At 51.2% G+C, this 15261-nt stretch carries 9 protein-coding genes, 21 tRNA genes, 1 rRNA gene and 1 pseudogene; 4 read left to right on the top strand and 28 right to left on the bottom strand.

Translation table 11 applies throughout. The features are described from left to right. Positions 1-9: 9 nt before the first annotated feature. Together DI44_RS0116920 and DI44_RS13415 are read left to right on the top strand one after the other, a co-directional pair. Positions 10-1479 (top strand): annotated as a pseudogene (locus tag DI44_RS0116920) (sensor histidine kinase); the annotation flags it as partial. A gap of 62 nt (positions 1480-1541) precedes the next feature. After that, entirely contained in the window at positions 1542-2222 is a 681-nt protein-coding gene (locus DI44_RS13415; RefSeq protein ID WP_013523005.1) for a response regulator, read from the top strand. Between the two features lie 58 nt (positions 2223-2280). Here the strand turns inward: DI44_RS13415 and DI44_RS13420 are convergent, their stop codons facing one another. Beyond that, positions 2281-3258 carry a LacI family DNA-binding transcriptional regulator gene (locus DI44_RS13420; protein WP_033005858.1) on the bottom strand — a complete coding sequence of 326 codons (978 nt, stop codon included), beginning with the start codon at positions 3256-3258 and terminating at the stop codon, positions 2281-2283. A gap of 266 nt (positions 3259-3524) precedes the next feature. Here DI44_RS13420 and DI44_RS13425 point away from each other — a divergent pair, with 266 nt between their 5' ends. Next, positions 3525-4217, top strand: coding sequence for a hypothetical protein (locus DI44_RS13425; RefSeq protein WP_033024752.1), 693 nt, complete (start codon positions 3525-3527; stop codon positions 4215-4217). Between the two features lie 72 nt (positions 4218-4289). Here the strand turns inward: DI44_RS13425 and yhbH are convergent, their stop codons facing one another. From yhbH to queG, 5 genes are all read right to left on the bottom strand, one after another. Next, positions 4290-5447: a sporulation protein YhbH gene (yhbH, locus tag DI44_RS13430; protein WP_033024751.1), complete on the bottom strand. Its 1158-nt coding sequence runs from the start codon at positions 5445-5447 to the stop codon at positions 4290-4292. Positions 5448-5755: 308 nt separating this feature from the next. Next, complete coding sequence (locus tag DI44_RS13435) at positions 5756-7651, bottom strand: PrkA family serine protein kinase (protein WP_011229990.1); 1896 nt, start codon at positions 7649-7651, stop codon at positions 5756-5758. A gap of 324 nt (positions 7652-7975) precedes the next feature. Beyond that, positions 7976-8449 (bottom strand): tRNA (uridine(34)/cytosine(34)/5-carboxymethylaminomethyluridine(34)-2'-O)-methyltransferase TrmL, encoded by a 474-nt coding sequence (trmL, locus tag DI44_RS13440; protein ID WP_011229988.1) that lies wholly within the window; start codon positions 8447-8449, stop codon positions 7976-7978. A gap of 20 nt (positions 8450-8469) precedes the next feature. Then, complete coding sequence (locus DI44_RS13445) at positions 8470-9333, bottom strand: amidase domain-containing protein (protein WP_023634359.1); 864 nt, start codon at positions 9331-9333, stop codon at positions 8470-8472. Positions 9334-9394: 61 nt separating this feature from the next. Continuing rightward, positions 9395-10537 (bottom strand): tRNA epoxyqueuosine(34) reductase QueG, encoded by a 1143-nt coding sequence (queG, locus tag DI44_RS13450; protein WP_011229986.1) that lies wholly within the window; start codon positions 10535-10537, stop codon positions 9395-9397. Positions 10538-10589: 52 nt separating this feature from the next. Between queG and DI44_RS13455 the strand changes: the two genes are divergently transcribed. Then, positions 10590-11255 carry a phenylalanine--tRNA ligase beta subunit-related protein gene (locus tag DI44_RS13455; protein ID WP_011229985.1) on the top strand — a complete coding sequence of 222 codons (666 nt, stop codon included), beginning with the start codon at positions 10590-10592 and terminating at the stop codon, positions 11253-11255. Positions 11256-11554: 299 nt separating this feature from the next. On the opposite strand, the gene DI44_RS13460 is transcribed toward DI44_RS13455, so the two are convergent. The 22 genes from DI44_RS13460 to rrf all read right to left on the bottom strand — a co-directional run bounded on the left by DI44_RS13460 (position 11555) and on the right by rrf (position 15161). After that, positions 11555-11626 (bottom strand) — tRNA-Glu (locus DI44_RS13460). A 4-nt stretch (positions 11627-11630) separates the two neighbouring features. Further along, a tRNA-Ser gene (locus tag DI44_RS13465) sits at positions 11631-11723 on the bottom strand. Between the two features lie 7 nt (positions 11724-11730). After that, positions 11731-11805 (bottom strand) — tRNA-Asn (locus tag DI44_RS13470). Between the two features lie 209 nt (positions 11806-12014). Further along, positions 12015-12088 (bottom strand) — tRNA-Ile (locus DI44_RS13475). Between the two features lie 6 nt (positions 12089-12094). Beyond that, positions 12095-12165 (bottom strand) — tRNA-Gly (locus DI44_RS13480). 171 nt (positions 12166-12336) lie between these two features. After that, positions 12337-12409 (bottom strand) — tRNA-His (locus DI44_RS13485). A gap of 7 nt (positions 12410-12416) precedes the next feature. Further along, positions 12417-12492, bottom strand: a tRNA-Thr gene (locus DI44_RS13490). A 208-nt stretch (positions 12493-12700) separates the two neighbouring features. Continuing rightward, positions 12701-12791, bottom strand: a tRNA-Ser gene (locus tag DI44_RS13495). A 19-nt stretch (positions 12792-12810) separates the two neighbouring features. Next, a tRNA-Ile gene (locus DI44_RS13500) sits at positions 12811-12887 on the bottom strand. Positions 12888-12892: 5 nt separating this feature from the next. Then, positions 12893-12969: transfer RNA gene (locus DI44_RS13505), tRNA-Met, on the bottom strand. A gap of 20 nt (positions 12970-12989) precedes the next feature. Continuing rightward, positions 12990-13062 (bottom strand) — tRNA-Ala (locus DI44_RS13510). Positions 13063-13070: 8 nt separating this feature from the next. Continuing rightward, positions 13071-13144 (bottom strand) — tRNA-Pro (locus tag DI44_RS13515). A gap of 6 nt (positions 13145-13150) precedes the next feature. Continuing rightward, positions 13151-13224, bottom strand: a tRNA-Arg gene (locus DI44_RS13520). A gap of 5 nt (positions 13225-13229) precedes the next feature. Beyond that, positions 13230-13315 (bottom strand) — tRNA-Leu (locus DI44_RS13525). Positions 13316-13320: 5 nt separating this feature from the next. Continuing rightward, positions 13321-13395, bottom strand: a tRNA-Gly gene (locus tag DI44_RS13530). 7 nt (positions 13396-13402) lie between these two features. Next, positions 13403-13475 (bottom strand) — tRNA-Lys (locus DI44_RS13535). Positions 13476-13920: 445 nt separating this feature from the next. After that, positions 13921-13993: transfer RNA gene (locus tag DI44_RS13540), tRNA-Thr, on the bottom strand. A gap of 234 nt (positions 13994-14227) precedes the next feature. Then, positions 14228-14303, bottom strand: a tRNA-Phe gene (locus tag DI44_RS13545). Positions 14304-14477: 174 nt separating this feature from the next. Beyond that, positions 14478-14553 (bottom strand) — tRNA-Asp (locus tag DI44_RS13550). 4 nt (positions 14554-14557) lie between these two features. Next, a tRNA-Met gene (locus DI44_RS13555) sits at positions 14558-14634 on the bottom strand. Positions 14635-14960: 326 nt separating this feature from the next. Further along, positions 14961-15036, bottom strand: a tRNA-Val gene (locus tag DI44_RS13560). An 8-nt stretch (positions 15037-15044) separates the two neighbouring features. Then, positions 15045-15161 (bottom strand): 5S ribosomal RNA (gene rrf / locus DI44_RS13565). Between the last annotated feature and the right edge of the window lie 100 nt (positions 15162-15261).

Raw genomic sequence — 15261 nt, 5'->3', positions numbered from 1 at the left:
CATTTCTAGAGGGAGGAGGAACTCAGCCAGCGTGCCTTATTGACCGCGCGCACCGTCTCCGAGCTGCCCGAAGTCAGGCGCCATATTGTCGGAAACAAACAAAGCCGGGCGCTGATCAATCCGGTCGTCGAGCGGGTGCGCGTCATTCACAGCGCCGACTATATCGTCGTTCTCGATATGAACAAAGTGCGCCTCTCCCATCCGCTTCCGGCAATGATCGGCACGATCTCCCGCGGTGCTGATGAGGGGCCGGCATTTGCCGAACATACGTACACTTCCAAAGCCCGCGGGGAAATCGGGACAGTGATTCGCGCCTTCGTTCCCATTATGAACAGCGATCACGAACAAATTGGCGTCGTCATCGCCGCCTACCGGTTGCCGACGTTTTTTGAAGCCATTGATTCTTTGAAAGAAGAAGCTGCCGTAGCGGTCGTTTTGTCGCTCGTTGTCGGTGGAATTGGCGCATGGCTGCTCGCCTCCCATATCAAGCGGCAAATGTTTGAGCTGGAACCGCATGAGATCGCCAAGCTGCTGATCGAACGGACGGAAGCGTTTAACGCTATGCATGAAGGCGTCATCGCCATTGACAGCGATGAAAAAATTACCATCTTCAACGACCGGGCAAAACAAATGCTCGGCGTCAAAGGGGATGTCATCGGCCGATCGATCCGTTCCATCATTCCGGACACACACCTTCCGGAAATCTTGGAAGTAAACAAGCCGATTTACAATAAGGAGTTGCAGATCGGCAATTTAACGATTTGGAGCAACCGCATCCCGATCAAGGTCAACGGGAAAACAGTCGGCGCCATTGCCATTTTCCAAGACCGGACGGAAGTGAAGAGACTCGCCGAAGAACTGACGGGCGTCAAGGCGTTTGTCCACGCCTTGCGCGTGCAAAATCATGAATACATGAATAAGCTTCATACGATCGCCGGCCTCATCCAGCTCGGCCATATCGAAAAGGCGCTCGAGTACGTCTTCCAAGTCACGGAGGAACAAGCAGAACTGACACAGTTTTTAAGCCGCAACATTAAGGACGAAAGCATTTCTGGATTGCTCTTAAGCAAAATCCGCCGCGGCAAGGAGCTCGGCATCCGCGTGACCATCGACCGGCACAGCCGGCTGCACCGCTTTCCGCCGCATCTCGATCACCATGATTTTGTTGTTCTCCTTGGCAATTTAATTGAAAACGCCTTCGACGCGTTCCGTGATGTAACCGACCGGGAAAAAGAAATTTACATCAGCATCGAACAAAATGAAGACATTTGTTCCCTCTCGGTCGAAGACAACGGCCAAGGCATTGCCCGTGAGCATATCAACCGCATTTTTGATGAAGGCTTTTCAACGAAAGGAGAGAACGGTCGAGGCATCGGCTTGTATTTGGTGAAGCAAATTGTGGAAAAGGGAAACGGGCGCATCGATGTGCAGTCGGAAAAGGGGAAAGGAACGGTGTTTACGGTGACCTTTGACATGTGAGGTCCATTTAGGCAACGGCGGCCGCGAAAGACACCCCTGTCGAGACGAAGGAGGAAAAGGCTATGTATCGCGTGTTGTTGATCGAGGATGACCCGATGGTGCAAGAAGTGAATCGGCAAATGATTGAACAAGTCGACGGCTTCACCGTCATCGGCCTCGCTGGAAACGGTGAAGAAGGACTCCGCCTCATCGACGAGCTGCACCCGGATTTAGCAATGATCGATATTTACATGCCGCAGCTGGACGGCCTTGAAACATTAAAACAAATCCGCGCCCGCGGCCATGAAGTCGATATCATCGCCATTACCGCGGCGAGCGACATTGAAACGGTGCGCCGCGTCCTGCAAAACGGCGCCTTCGATTACATTGTGAAACCGTTCAAATTTGAACGGCTCAAACAGGCGTTGGAAAATTATCGGACGTTCCGCCGGTCGCTTGCGGAAAAGGAATCGCTCACCCAGGTGGAACTCGATGCCCTAAGGCGGGCGGCTGAACAACCGGCCGGACCGTCCTCCGAGCTTCCGAAAGGACTGAATGAGGTCACATTGGAAAAAGTGATCGCCTATTTGCGCGGGCACCGCTTCCCTGTTTCCGCCGAGGAAGTGGCCGAAGGAGTCGGCATCGCCCGCGTCACCGCCCGCCGCTATTTGGAGTACCTTGAGAAAACAGGAAAAGTCGTGCTCGATGTGCAATACGGCGGCGTCGGACGACCAGTGAATCGGTACCATCTGAAAGCAACATAACACGACGCCGTTTCACTTGGCTTTAAGCTGGTTGTCAGAGACGGAAAGCCAGGCCTTATTATGCCGTATCCCGCACCAGCAACCGGGCAGGCAGCTCTTCCTGTTTTCGCGCCACACGGCCTGTCTCCAGCCAATGGTGAAGAAGGCGGAACGCTCTTTCCCCGAGCGTAAAATGGGGGAGTGCCACGGTTGTAATGCCCAGCATTTCGGCCAATGGATCATTATCAAAACCAATAACGGCAAGCTCATCTGGAATGCGCACCCCGATTCGGCGCGCATGGAGCACGATTCCGGCCGCCACTTGGTCACTCGTCACAAGCAACGCGCTCGGCCTCTCCTCCATCGCGATCCATTGCTCCATAACCCGCTTTCCATCTTCAAGAAATAGACAACCATCGAAAACCCACTGCCGACGAGGAAGGACGCCGACTTCACGCAACACATCCTGGTACGCCCCTGCCCTCGCTTGGCTGTTCGGCCCGGTCATTCTTCCGATGCAATAACCGATGCGCCGGTGCCCCTTTTTGATCAAGTAGCGAAGCGCTTGGACAAACGCTTGGTAGTGATCGATATAGACAGTGAAAAAATCATACCTTTCCACCTGCTCACATAAAACAATGGGACCGTCTTCCTGATAAGCCGCAAACGCTTCCCAGTCCACTTCATGGGAACATACGATCAACCCATCCATTTGCTTCATCCGCAGCCGTTCCAACGCCTCAAGCTCCCTTTCCACCTCATAGTTTGTCTGAAACAAAAGCAACTGGTAACCATAACGAAGCGCCTCTTTGGAAATCCCTTCGATTACAGCGGAAAAATAAGGATGGTGAATGTACGGAAGCATGACCCCGACAATCGCTGTTCTTCCCTTCGCCAAGTGAACGGCTTGAATATTTTTCACATATTGAAGCTTCTGGGCTGCTTCCCAAACTGCCTTCCGCTTTTCCTCGCTCACATACGGATATCCGTTCAATACCCTCGATACAGTGGCCACCGACACACCCGCTTCTTTCGCCAAATCACGGATGTTCGCCACGTTCCCACTTCCCTCCATAAAAGCTCTTGACTTGAAACGCGTTTCATACATTACATTCATCCTGCCATCTAGTTCTAGTATACACGAGGAGGTGACCGCATGCTTTGCGGATTGGCTTCACTCATTCTGCTCGTCGCCGCTGTTTGGGGCGGGGCGCATATCGCCTTGCACGCGAAACAAACAAAAAAATAGGGAAACGAGTCTGTTTGTTTCCACCGTTTCAATTGGTATAATGGGGGGGTATAGGAACGTAGGGAGGAATGAACATGATTCGATACTGGAAACTGTTGTTCTCTCTCGCTGTCGCCTCCGTCTTGCTGGTTGGCTGTGGAACGAAAGAGCACGAGACGACACAGGCGGCAAAGGAAGAGCAGACAGCCGACGATCAAAAACCATCGTCTGATGCGCCGTCATCCAAGAACCCTTCTCCTTCGAAGGAAGCAAAAGAGCAAACATCAACGAAAAAGAACGAAGAAGAGCAACGAGCGGCAGGAGGAGGACAACCCGCTGCTTCACAACCGACCATTTCATTGTCCTACCAAGATGGAAACCAAACCATCACGAAAACTGCAACACTGCAAACGAGCGACAATCAACATTTTTCCCTCTATGTTTTGGAAGGATGGACCCTTGACGCCGAAGAACCGGGCGCCGATGTCTTGCTTCATGGCGAAGCCTTTGCCCGCATCCGCTTGCTTTCGGAGGGGGAAACAAACTACGAGCAGCTGGCGAAAGAACATGCCCAAGCGGTTGACGCCAACGCCGCCCGCCAACAAACGAACGGATTGCCTAAGCCGTTCGCTGATGCCGTTTGGTACACTGCCCAAGCGGACGGTGTCACCGTTCATGTCATCGCCAGCGCCCAACCAACGCCGATGCTATTGACCGTGCACGCTCCAAGCAACGAAGACGTGCTTGGCGCCGTACTCGCCATGGCGGCGACGCTGCAAAAGCAATAACTTATTTTAGGGAGGGCCTCGCCCTCCCGCCTTTCCAAAAAGAAAAACCCTCTTTTCGCCATATGAAGAGGGTCAAACGAGCTGCTTGCTTTCTTCTTTGCGGAAAAATGTTCTCATCGCATGGAACACATCCGATTTTTGCTTCAAAATATAATAGCGGAATTTTTCGTCTTTAATATTGCGATACGCCGACATGAGCGTGGAATGGCGGTTGTACTGGTTGACTTCCCCATACCCAAACATGTTCGATACTTTCATCAGCTCCTGAACAAGCTTCACGCAGCGGGCATTGTCCGATGTCAGGTTGTCGCCGTCCGAGAAGTGGAACGGATAAATGTTGTAGCGCGACGGTGGATATTTTGTCTCAATGAGTTCAAGCGCCTTGCGGTAGGCTGATGAGCAAATCGTTCCACCGCTTTCCCCTTTCGTGAAAAACTCCTCCTCACTGACGACTTTTGCTTCCGTATGATGGGCGATAAAGGCGATGTCCACCGTTTCGTATTTCGTGCGCAAAAAGCGGGTCATCCAGAAGAAAAAGCTGCGTGCCATATATTTTTCCCACATGCCCATCGATCCGCTTGTGTCCATCATCGCCAAGACGACCGCCTTCGATTCTGGTTTGACGACTTCGTTCCACGTTTTAAACTTCAAATCTTCACGGTAAATCGGATAAAAGCCTGGTTTGCCGTTCATGGCATTGCGCTTGAAGGCAGCGAGCATCGTCCGCTTCTTATCGATATTCCCCATCAGCCCGGTGCGGCGGATGTCGTTAAATTCGATATGTTGGGTTACATTTTGATCCAGCTCTTTTCGTTGCAAGTTGGGCAGCTCCAATTGGCTAAAGAACGCTTCCTCAATCTCCATCAGCGACACTTCAGCTTCGTAATAATCTTGGCCCGGCAAATCGCCAGCACCTTGGCCTTTTCCTGGCCCCTGCCCCTCCCCGCTTCCGTCTCGGGCCACCACATCACCGACTTGGCTGTCTCCATTTCCTTGGCCGACGTGTTTGTTTTTCTCATAATTGTAGCGGATTTTGTATTCATCGAGCGAGCGGATCGGAATTTTAATCACATCGCGCCCGTTGGACATGATAATGCTTTCTTCCGTAATTAAGTCGGGCAAATTGTTTTTGATCGCTTCCTTCACTTTTTCTTGATGGCGCTTTTGATCATCATATCCTTTGCGGTGGAGGGACCAGTCTTCCTTCGATACAACAAAATTCCCCTTCATGTTTTCCCCTCCTTTGAAAAAATCATTTTCACACTTTTCGCTTTCCCGCATATACTTATGTTGGCGTCATCAAAACGGGCCATCACTATGCCAAGTTGGTTTATTTTATCGTATGCAAAAATTCAAAATAATTGACCAATGAATGAGGAAAATAGAAAAGTAGACAAGCCCGATTATCAGCTTCGCGCCCTCTTGTTCTCTTCCTTTTAGCGAAGCTCGCTGCGTCGTCTTTGCTCGACCCTCCCTGTGCAACTCGGTCAGACAGAGGAGGAGGATAAAAAAAGCATGCCTCAGCGCTTGAGGCATGCCTAGCGGTTCAACAAGCTGCCGACATAGCGGAGCAATTCGTTGGCTGACGTGGAGTTGTACCCGTATTCATCAATGAGGCGGGCGACGACTTCGTTAATTTTTTTCAACTGCTGCTCATCCGGTGTTTTCGTCGACGTTGTAATTTTCACAATATCTTTTAGATCAGCGAACAGTTTTTTCTGGATTGCCTCGCGCAGCCGTTCATGCGAGTTGTAATCAAATCGCTGCCCTTTGCGCGCATAGGCGGAAATGCGGATTAAAATTTCTTCACGAAACGCTTTTTTCGCATTTTCGGAAATGCCGATTTGTTCCTCGATCGAGCGCATCAGCTTTTCATCCGGATTCATTTCCTCGCCAGTGAGCGGATCGCGCAGTTTCGTCTTGTTGCAGTACGCCTCGACGTTGTCCAAATAGTTATCCATCAACGTTTTCGCCGACTCTTCATACGAATAGACGAACGCCTTTTGCACTTCTTGTTTGGCGATTTCGTCATATTCTTTACGCACAAGCGAAATGAAGTTCAAGTACCGCTCGCGGTCTTCCTTCGTGATCGACGGATGCTGATCCAACCCTTCTTTCAACGAACGAAGCACGTCAAGCGCATTGATCGACGGCACTCCTTTGCGAATGATGCAGGCAGAAATGCGGTTGATGACATAGCGTGGGTCGATGCCGCTCATCCCCTCGTCCGGATGCTCCTTTTTCAGCTCCTCCACATCGACCTCGCTGAATCCTTCGATCATTTCGCCATCATACAAGCGCATTTTCTTCAATAAATCCACATCCGGCCGCTTCGATTCTTTCAACCGCGTCAAAATCGTAAACATGGCCGCAATCCGCAACGTATGTGGAGCGATATGCACGTCGGCGACATCGCTTTCGCGGATCATTTTTTCGTAAATGCGCTCTTCTTCCGAGACGCGCAAGTTGTATGGAATCGGCATGACGATGATGCGCGAATGGAGCGCCTCGTTCTTTTTGTTGGCGATGAACGACCGATATTCCGTTTCGTTCGTATGAGCGATAATCAATTCGTCGGCGCTGATTAAAGCAAACCGCCCAGCCTTGAAATTGCCTTCTTGCGTCAGCGACAGCAAATGCCAAAGAAATTTTTCATCGCACTTTAACATCTCTTGAAATTCCATAATCCCGCGGTTGGCTTTGTTCAGCTCGCCGTCAAACCGGTACGCGCGCGGGTCGGACTCGGAGCCGTATTCCGCGATCGTTGAAAAATCGATGCTTCCCGTTAAATCGGCGATGTCTTGCGATTTTGGATCAGACGGACTGAACGTCCCGATGCCGACGCGGCGGTTTTCCGAGAAGAAAATGCGCTCCACTAGCACGTCTTCAATGCGTCCGCCGTACTCTTTCTCAAGCCGCATCATATTGAGCGGCGACAGCTCGCCTTCGATGCGAATGCCGTATTCGCGGTAAAAATCGTCGCGCAAATGGTGAGGAATGAGGTGAAGCGGATCTTCATGCATCGGGCACCCTTTAATCGCATAAACGGCTCCGCGCTCCGTTTTGGAGTACTCCTCAAGCCCGCGCTTCAGGAGCGTTACCAACGTCGACTTCCCGCCGCCAACTGGCCCCATCAGCAGCAAAATCCGTTTCCGCACATCAAGCCGCTTCGCCGCCGGGTGGAAATATTCCTCAACGAGCCGCTCAAGCGCCTCCTCAAGCCCGAACAGGTGCTGGCTGAAAAACTTATATCGTTTCCGCCCATTCACCTCTTCGACCCCAGCATCTTTGATCATATTATAAACACGCGAATGAGCCGACTGGGCCACCCACGGCTTTTCTTTTAAAATCTTTAAATACTCAGCAAACGTTCCTTCCCATTTCAACTTTTCTTCTTCTTCCCGATACCGGGCGATTTTTTGCAAAATATCCATAAAGGACCTCCTCACCCTTGGATGTCTAACAGCAAGATTATTACAATTTATGCGAGGATGTCCCGTATCATTCGCCGCAAAAAAAATTTTGTCTCCTAACAACCAACTGCGGTCATTCACATGCTTGGCCATATTCGCTATAATAAAAGGGGAAACGCCTGCCACTTTCATTATGAAGGAGGAACAAACGATGCGCACTTTGCTTGTGCTAGGGGTTATCATTGCGTTTTTGACGGCCATTTTCACCGCTGGCTATGAAGACAAACCAGGCGTCAGACAATAAGACCAAAAAAACGACCTCCAGAGCGAAGGTCGTTTTTTTGTTTATGACAACCCATAAAACCGTTGTTGGCGCAACGCTTCGTACACTAAAATGGCCGCCGTGTTCGACAAGTTTAACGAGCGCACTTTGTCATTCATCGGGATGCGAAGGCAACGGTCCATATTGGCCTCAAGCAGCTCCTTCGGCAGTCCGGTCGTTTCACGGCCGAACACAAAGAAAATATGTTTTTCTGTATCGCTGAAATCAAACGAATCATAATACCGGCGCCCGAATTTCGTAATGAAATAAAACTCCCCTTCCGGAAAGCGGGCGAATAGTTCGTCAAGCGAGTCATAATACGAAATATTGACATACGGCCAATAATCAAGCCCGGCGCGCTTTAACATTTTATCATCCGTAGAAAAACCGAGCGGGCGGATCAAATGGAGCGACGTATCGGTTGCTGCGCACGTACGAGCGATGTTTCCAGTATTGGCTGGAATTTCTGGCTGGTATAGCACTACATGAAGCGGCATTTCCTTCACCTCAGCAACGTTTATTTGCGATCGATGATGTGAAAAAACTTATAGCGAATGTTCGGCGTATAGGCGCTTGAATCTTCATACGACCAATAGCGCATTCGGCTGTTTGTCGTATGGGCGTTCACAAGCGGCATCCCGTTCTGATCTTTCGCCACCACAATCGTTGAGTGGTCGAAGCGTCCGTCCCCTTGAAAATCATAACAGATGACATCACCTGCCATCAATTGCTCCGGCTCCGCCACTTCCACCGCCTGCAAGCCGATGCGCGACCCGCTCAAATACCAACGAAAAGCATGGGCCACAGCCCAGCTGTAACTCCAACTTCCGTGTTGACACCACCATCCCCTCGCCCGGTTCGGATAGCCCGTCATCGGCGCCCCGCCTGCATACAAGCATTGAGAGACAAAATTCGTGCAATCCACCGGAAACGACGGAAACACCGGGTTATGCCGATTCCACCACGTTTCCGCATACCGCACCGCCCGGGCGCGGTCATACTGGTAAGAAAGACGCTCCCCCGTCCATTGCTCTCGTTCGACGCGCGGCGCCTCCATATCCCCCCCCAACCGGTTGATCGGTTCATCAGTTACAAGCTCACCGCGAACAAAACAGGCGCATCGCTCCTCAACCTGTTCTTCTATATATAGTGAACCCCTTTGCTTAATTAAAAATTGATGGTGGGCAATATACATAACTTTCGCTTCCCGCTCGATGGTCTGCCTGCCGACAATTTGTCCCCGGATCGTGCAACGGACGATCTCCGCACCGCGCTTTTGGCAAAGCCGTTGCTTTCTTGCCGCCTCTTCGCTTCGGATATTGCTTTCCGACACAAACGAGCGGGCTCGCTCATCCAACCACGCGCGCAACTGTTTTTTCATGCTGCTTTCCACCACTTTCGTTTTTGTTACTACCTTATGTGGGGAAGCTGCGTTTTTTTCCCTATTCCTTTGCCTCAGCCAACAGTTTCAGTCCTTTTTCAATCTCAGCGATCACATCGGCATCCGCCTCCGTTTGCCGCGCGGCCTCCAAGTAAGGCTTAGCGCTTGGATCCCCGATTTTCCCGAGCGCCCACGCCGCCGTCCCGCGGATGACGGGACGGCTATCCTCTTTCAACAAACGCAGTAAGTGCGGCACCGCGGTTTGGTCTTTGTAATGGGCGAGCGCCAGAATGGCATTGCGCTGAATCGGCTTTTTCCCACGCCATGAACCCGCCATGGCCCCAAATGTTTCTTTAAATTCACGGTTGCTCATCTGAAGCAGCGGGATGAGCTTCGGCTTTACCGCTTCCGGATCCGGCTCGAATTCTGGATGCAAATGAAAGTCTTTCCCCTTATTTTCCGGGCAGACTTGCTGGCATGTATCGCAGCCGTACAGCCGGTTCCCGATTTTCTCCCGAAACTCGTCGGCTAAAAAGCCTTTCGTTTGCGTTAAAAAGGAAAGGCACCGCTGTGCGTTCAGTTGCCCCCCTTGCACAAGCGCCCCGGTCGGGCAGGCATCAATGCATTTCGTGCACGTGCCGCATCGGTTTTCAACCGGTTCATCAGGGGGAAATGGAATATTCGTAATCATTTCTCCCAAATACACATACGATCCAAACTCCGGTGTAATAATAGAGCAGTTCTTGCCGCTCCAACCGATCCCTGCTCGTTCCGCCACCGCCCGATCAGCGAGCTCTCCGGTATCCACCATCGAGCGAACGCGGGCATGGGGCACTTTGGCCAGCAAAAACTCCTCGAGCTGCTGCAAACGTTCCCGCAACACATCGTGGTAGTCCTTTCCCCATGAAGCGCGGCAAAAAACGCCGCGCCGTTCCGTCTTTGTCCCCCGCGGCGCATTTTTCATTTTAGACGGATAGGCAAGAGCAATGGCAATAATCGATTTTGCTTCCGGAAGAAGCAATGAAGGATTCGTCCGTTTCTCAATATCTGGTTCCTCAAAACCGGACTGATAGCCGAGCTCCTGCTGGCGGCGCAGCCGTTCCTTTAATTCAACAAACGGATCAGCGCTCGCAAATCCGATTTTATCAATGCCGATTGACCGACTGTACTCAATGACTTCCTGCTTTAATGCCATAACATCCATCGTTTTCCCTCCTTTCGTCATATATGGTAAAATGAAATCCGAGGTGATCAAGATGAAATGCGTGATATCAGAACAACTAAAGCAACGCCTTCCTTCTGGTAAATTCGGCGTCATCCGCTATCATCATATCGAGGTCAGCGATTCACCGCAAATGTTAAGGGGGAGGCTTGAGCTGTTTCAAGAATCTCTTTACATCGAGCTGCAGGAAAAGTCGATTGCCGACATCCCTGAGATGGTCGAATGGCGCCGTACTTTCAAACAAATCGGAACGGACCCAAGCCGCTATCGACCGTCAAGTGAAAGCCTGTACCGACGCATCCAGAAAAAAAGCTTCATTCCGCCTATCCATTCAGCGGCGGACATAAACAACTTTTTTTCACTCTATTATAAAATTCCGCTCGGCATCTATGATCTAGACCGCATCAACGGGACAGTGACGCTCACGATCGGCACGGAACAAGATGAATACATCGCGTTAAACGGCCGCACAGTCAACTTTGCCAACAAACTCGTCAGCAAAGATGAACGAGGGCCGTTTGGCAGTCCGATCGTCGATTCGGAGCGGACCGCCGTGACGAGAGAAACGAAAAACGCTTTGCAAATCGTTTACTTTCTCCCATCAACGCCAGAAGAAACCGCCAAGCGCCAGCTTCAAGCCATCCAAACGATGTTTGTGCAAATTCATGGCGGCGAAGCCGACGCCCAATTGTTCATTTGATCTTCTCCCCCCACTTTCCTGCCGTTGGAAACGGGGGACTCCCTCCCTACCTGAACTCTCTCCCTACGCTCACGCGTGGAAGTGAGGGTCTTCTCGGTTTAGGGTGGTAAATAAAAAAACGCAATGCCTCGTTCTTTAACGAAACGAAACACTGCGTTGTCCCCAACAATCATAACGTAATTTTAAAGCTAACGAGAGATATTATAACAGACTTCCACACGCATCGCAAGAAAAAAACGCAAAAATCGACAAAAGAAATTGTACAAAAGGGCACCAGAATCTCTGGTGCCAGCAACCAGTGACCCGTACGGGATTCGAACCCGTGTTACCGCCGTGAAAGGGCGGTGTCTTAACCACTTGACCAACGGGCCATTATGGCGGAGAAGGCGGGATTTGAACCCGCGCGCCGCAAAACTGCGACCTAACGGTTTAGCAAACCGTCCCCTTCAGCCACTTGGGTACTTCTCCAAAGAAATGGCTCCGCAAGTAGGATTCGAACCTACGACCTACCGGTTAACAGCCGGTTGCTCTACCGCTGAGCTATTGCGGAATGATGAATAACTATATGTTATGCACATCTTCCAAATGTGCTCGTTGCCTCTTCCTCTGCCAGCTAATTCAAGGAAGCGAGATGCGTCGAGGCAACTCGCAGCGAATTCGAAGATGTGAAGCTCGTCGCTCCGATTTTGCTGTGGAACGATGGGGCATTGTTCGCCCATTATTATAGCGAATGACCCAAAAATATTCAATGGAAAATAATGGGCCTAAGTGGACTTGAACCACCGACCTCACGCTTATCAGGCGTGCGCTCTGACCAGCTGAGCTATAGGCCCATAAAAAGCGGGTGATGGGAATCGAACCCACGACATCAGCTTGGAAGGCTGAGGTTTTACCACTAAACTACACCCGCATATCATTTAGTTGAACATCCGCCACGCTGCTTCCATGCCCCTTCCTCTACCAGCTGATTCATAGAAGCCAGATGCGTCGGGGCAACTCGAAGCAGATTCGATGATGCAGATGCTCGTGGCTGAGGTTTTACCACTAAACTACACCCGCAAATATAGAATATAATGAAAAGGGCGACTAGTGGGAATCGAACCCACGCATGCCAGAGCCACAATCTGGTGCGTTAACCACTTCGCCATAGTCGCCTCGTTCTGGTGCCGGCTGCAGGACTTGAACCCGCAACCTACTGATTACAAGTCAGTTGCTCTACCAATTGAGCTAAGCCGGCACATTTAAAATTAGCTAGTGATTCATGTTGTCTGCCTGGTTGTGCCTCTTCCTCTCCCAGCTAATTCGAGGAAGTCAAATGCTCGGTGTCCCTTCCTCTGCAAGCTTATTCAAAGAAGTGGGATGCGTCGGGACAACTCGCAGCAGATTCGACGATGCGAATGCTCGTCTCTACCAATTGAGCTAAGCCGGCACGATTTTAAAGTGCATGGCGGAGGAGGAGGGATTCGAACCCCCGCGCGCCTTGCGGCGCCTCTCGGTTTTCAAGACCGACCCCTTCAACCACTTGGGTACTCCTCCAAAAAAGCAACAATAATAATGGTGGACCTTGTAGGACTCGAACCTACGACCGGACGGTTATGAGCCGTCTGCTCTAACCAGCTGAGCTAAAGGTCCGATAATGGTGGCGGTGGAGGGGATCGAACCCCCGACCTCACGGGTATGAACCGTACGCTCTAGCCAGCTGAGCTACACCGCCAAATTTAAGAAGTCAAAAGGTGGAGCCTATCGGGATCGAACCGATGACCTCCTGCTTGCAAAGCAGGCGCTCTCCCAGCTGAGCTAAGGCCCCATGATAAATCGGGAAGACAGGATTTGAACCTGCGACCTCACGGACCCGAACCGTGTGCTCTACCAAGCTGAGCTACTTCCCGATAAAACGCGCTCGAGAGGATTCGAACCCCTAACCTTCTGATCCGTAGTCAGATGCTCTATCCAATTGAGCTACGAGCGCACAAGTGCCGAGGGCCGGACTCGAACCGGCACGGTAGTTACCTACCCCAGGATTTTAAGTCCTGTGCGTCTGCCAATTCCGCCACCCCGGCGGAAGTGGAGCGGAAGACGGGGCTCGAACCCGCGACCCCCACCTTGGCAAGGTGGTGTTCTACCGCTGAACTACTTCCGCAAGACGATGAGCCATGGAGGACTCGAACCTCCGACCCTCTGATTAAAAGTCAGATGCTCTACCTACTGAGCTAATGGCTCATGGGTTCAATAACACTCCGAGACAACGATGTCCCTTCCTCTACCAGCTGATTCAAAGAAGCCGAATGCGTCGGGACAACTCGAAGCAAATCCGAAGATGCTTTGCTCGTTGCTCTACCTACTGAGCTAATGGCTCATGGTTAGGACAACACTCTAGGTACTACCTAGCTCTACCTGCCTCTTCCTCTGCCAGCTAATTCAAGGAAGCCTCGTGCGTCGAGGCAACTCGAAGCAAATTCGATGATGTAACGCTCGTTACTGAGCTAATGGCTCATAGTTAGGATAACACTCCGAGACAACAATGTCCCTTCCACTGCCAGCTGATTCGAAGATGCAGGATGCGTCGGGACAACTCGAAGCGAACTCGAAGATGTAGCGCTCGTTACTGAGCTAATGGCTCGCGGTTGCCGCCTTAATGGCTTAAGGGGTTATTAAGGAATAAGAATGCCGGCTGCAGGACTTGAACCCGCAACCTACTGATTACAAGTCAGTTGCTCTACCAATTGAGCTAAGCCGGCACATTTAAAATTAGTTAGTGACTCATGTTGTCTGCCTAGTTGTGCCTCTTCCTCTGCAAGCTGATTCGAGGAAGCTGAGTGCGTCGAGGCAACTCGCAACAGACTCGACGATGCGAATGTTCGTCGCTACCCATTGAACTAAGCCGGGGTGGTTTGAACATCTGACATGTCTGTGAACTACTCCCACTTAGCTTTGCATGAAGCGGGAACCTTCTTTCGGAACTATGATAAAAATGGTGGCTCGGGACGGAATCGAACCGCCGACACAAGGATTTTCAGTCCTTTGCTCTACCGACTGAGCTACCGAGCCATATCTTATTTTTCCCTTGTTCGTTGATGACTTTTGTGTCCCTTCCTCTACTAGCCCATTCGAAGAAGCCAGATGCGTCGGGACAACTCGCAGCAGATTCGACGATGCGGATGCTCGTCTCTACCGACTGAGCTACCGAGCCATATTTTTTCATCTTTCACAATTTTGGAAGAATGGCGGTCCCGACGGGACTCGAACCCGCGATCTCCTGCGTGACAGGCAGGCATGTTAACCACTACACTACGGGACCATATTGGTTGCGGGGGCAGGATTTGAACCTGCGACCTTCGGGTTATGAGCCCGACGAGCTACCGGACTGCTCCACCCCGCGACGGTAAGAAATTCATCTCATTTGATAACGCTCTAAGTGTTTCTTTAAGACTGCCTCTTCCTCTGCCAGCGAACTCGAAGATGTCGAATGCGTCGAGGCAACTCGCAGCATATTCGACGAAGCGAAGGCTCGTTGCTCCACCCCGCAGCGATAAGAATATACTTAAGTTTTGACAATGCTCAAATTGCATTTTCGTTGCCTCTTCCTCTGCCAGCGAACTCGAAGATGTCGAATGCGTCGAGGCAACTCGCAGCATATTCGACGAAGCGAAGGCTCGTTGCTCCACCCCGCGATGATGAGAAAGCAAGTCAGCTTTTATATTAAGATGGTGGAGGATGACGGGATCGAACCGCCGACCCCTTGCTTGTAAGGCAAGTGCTCTCCCAGCTGAGCTAATCCTCCACGAAATTGCCTAGCAGCGACCTACTCTTGCAGGGGCGCTGGCCCCAACTACCATCGGCGCTGGAGGGCTTAACTTCCGTGTTCGGGATGGGAACGGGTGTTTCCCCTCCGCCATAGCCACTAGGCAACAATGGACAAGTCTTATTATAAGGAAAGTTGGCCTGTTGTCAAGACTTTTTCATTCCCTCAAAACTAGATAACCGTCGGAAGAAGCCGCTCATAGGT

Source organism: Geobacillus sp. CAMR5420 (assembly GCF_000691465.1).
Lineage (GTDB): Bacteria > Bacillota > Bacilli > Bacillales > Anoxybacillaceae > Geobacillus > Geobacillus thermoleovorans.
The sequence above is the reverse complement of the archived record's forward strand: the minus strand, read 5'-3'. Positions and strand labels throughout refer to the sequence as shown.

Bases quoted from the DNA above. Each gene is read 5' to 3' on its own strand.
- DI44_RS13415 (WP_013523005.1), top strand. From the start codon at position 1,542: ATGTATCGCGTGTTGTTGATCGAGGATGACCCGATGGTGCAAGAAGTG.
- DI44_RS13425 (WP_033024752.1), top strand. From the start codon at position 3,525: ATGATTCGATACTGGAAACTGTTGTTCTCTCTCGCTGTCGCCTCCGTC.
- yhbH (WP_033024751.1), bottom strand. From the start codon at position 5,447: ATGAAGGGGAATTTTGTTGTATCGAAGGAAGACTGGTCCCTCCACCGC.
- DI44_RS13435 (WP_011229990.1), bottom strand. From the start codon at position 7,651: ATGGATATTTTGCAAAAAATCGCCCGGTATCGGGAAGAAGAAGAAAAG.
- trmL (WP_011229988.1), bottom strand. From the start codon at position 8,449: ATGCCGCTTCATGTAGTGCTATACCAGCCAGAAATTCCAGCCAATACT.
- DI44_RS13445 (WP_023634359.1), bottom strand. From the start codon at position 9,333: ATGAAAAAACAGTTGCGCGCGTGGTTGGATGAGCGAGCCCGCTCGTTT.
- queG (WP_011229986.1), bottom strand. From the start codon at position 10,537: ATGGATGTTATGGCATTAAAGCAGGAAGTCATTGAGTACAGTCGGTCA.
- DI44_RS13455 (WP_011229985.1), top strand. From the start codon at position 10,590: ATGAAATGCGTGATATCAGAACAACTAAAGCAACGCCTTCCTTCTGGT.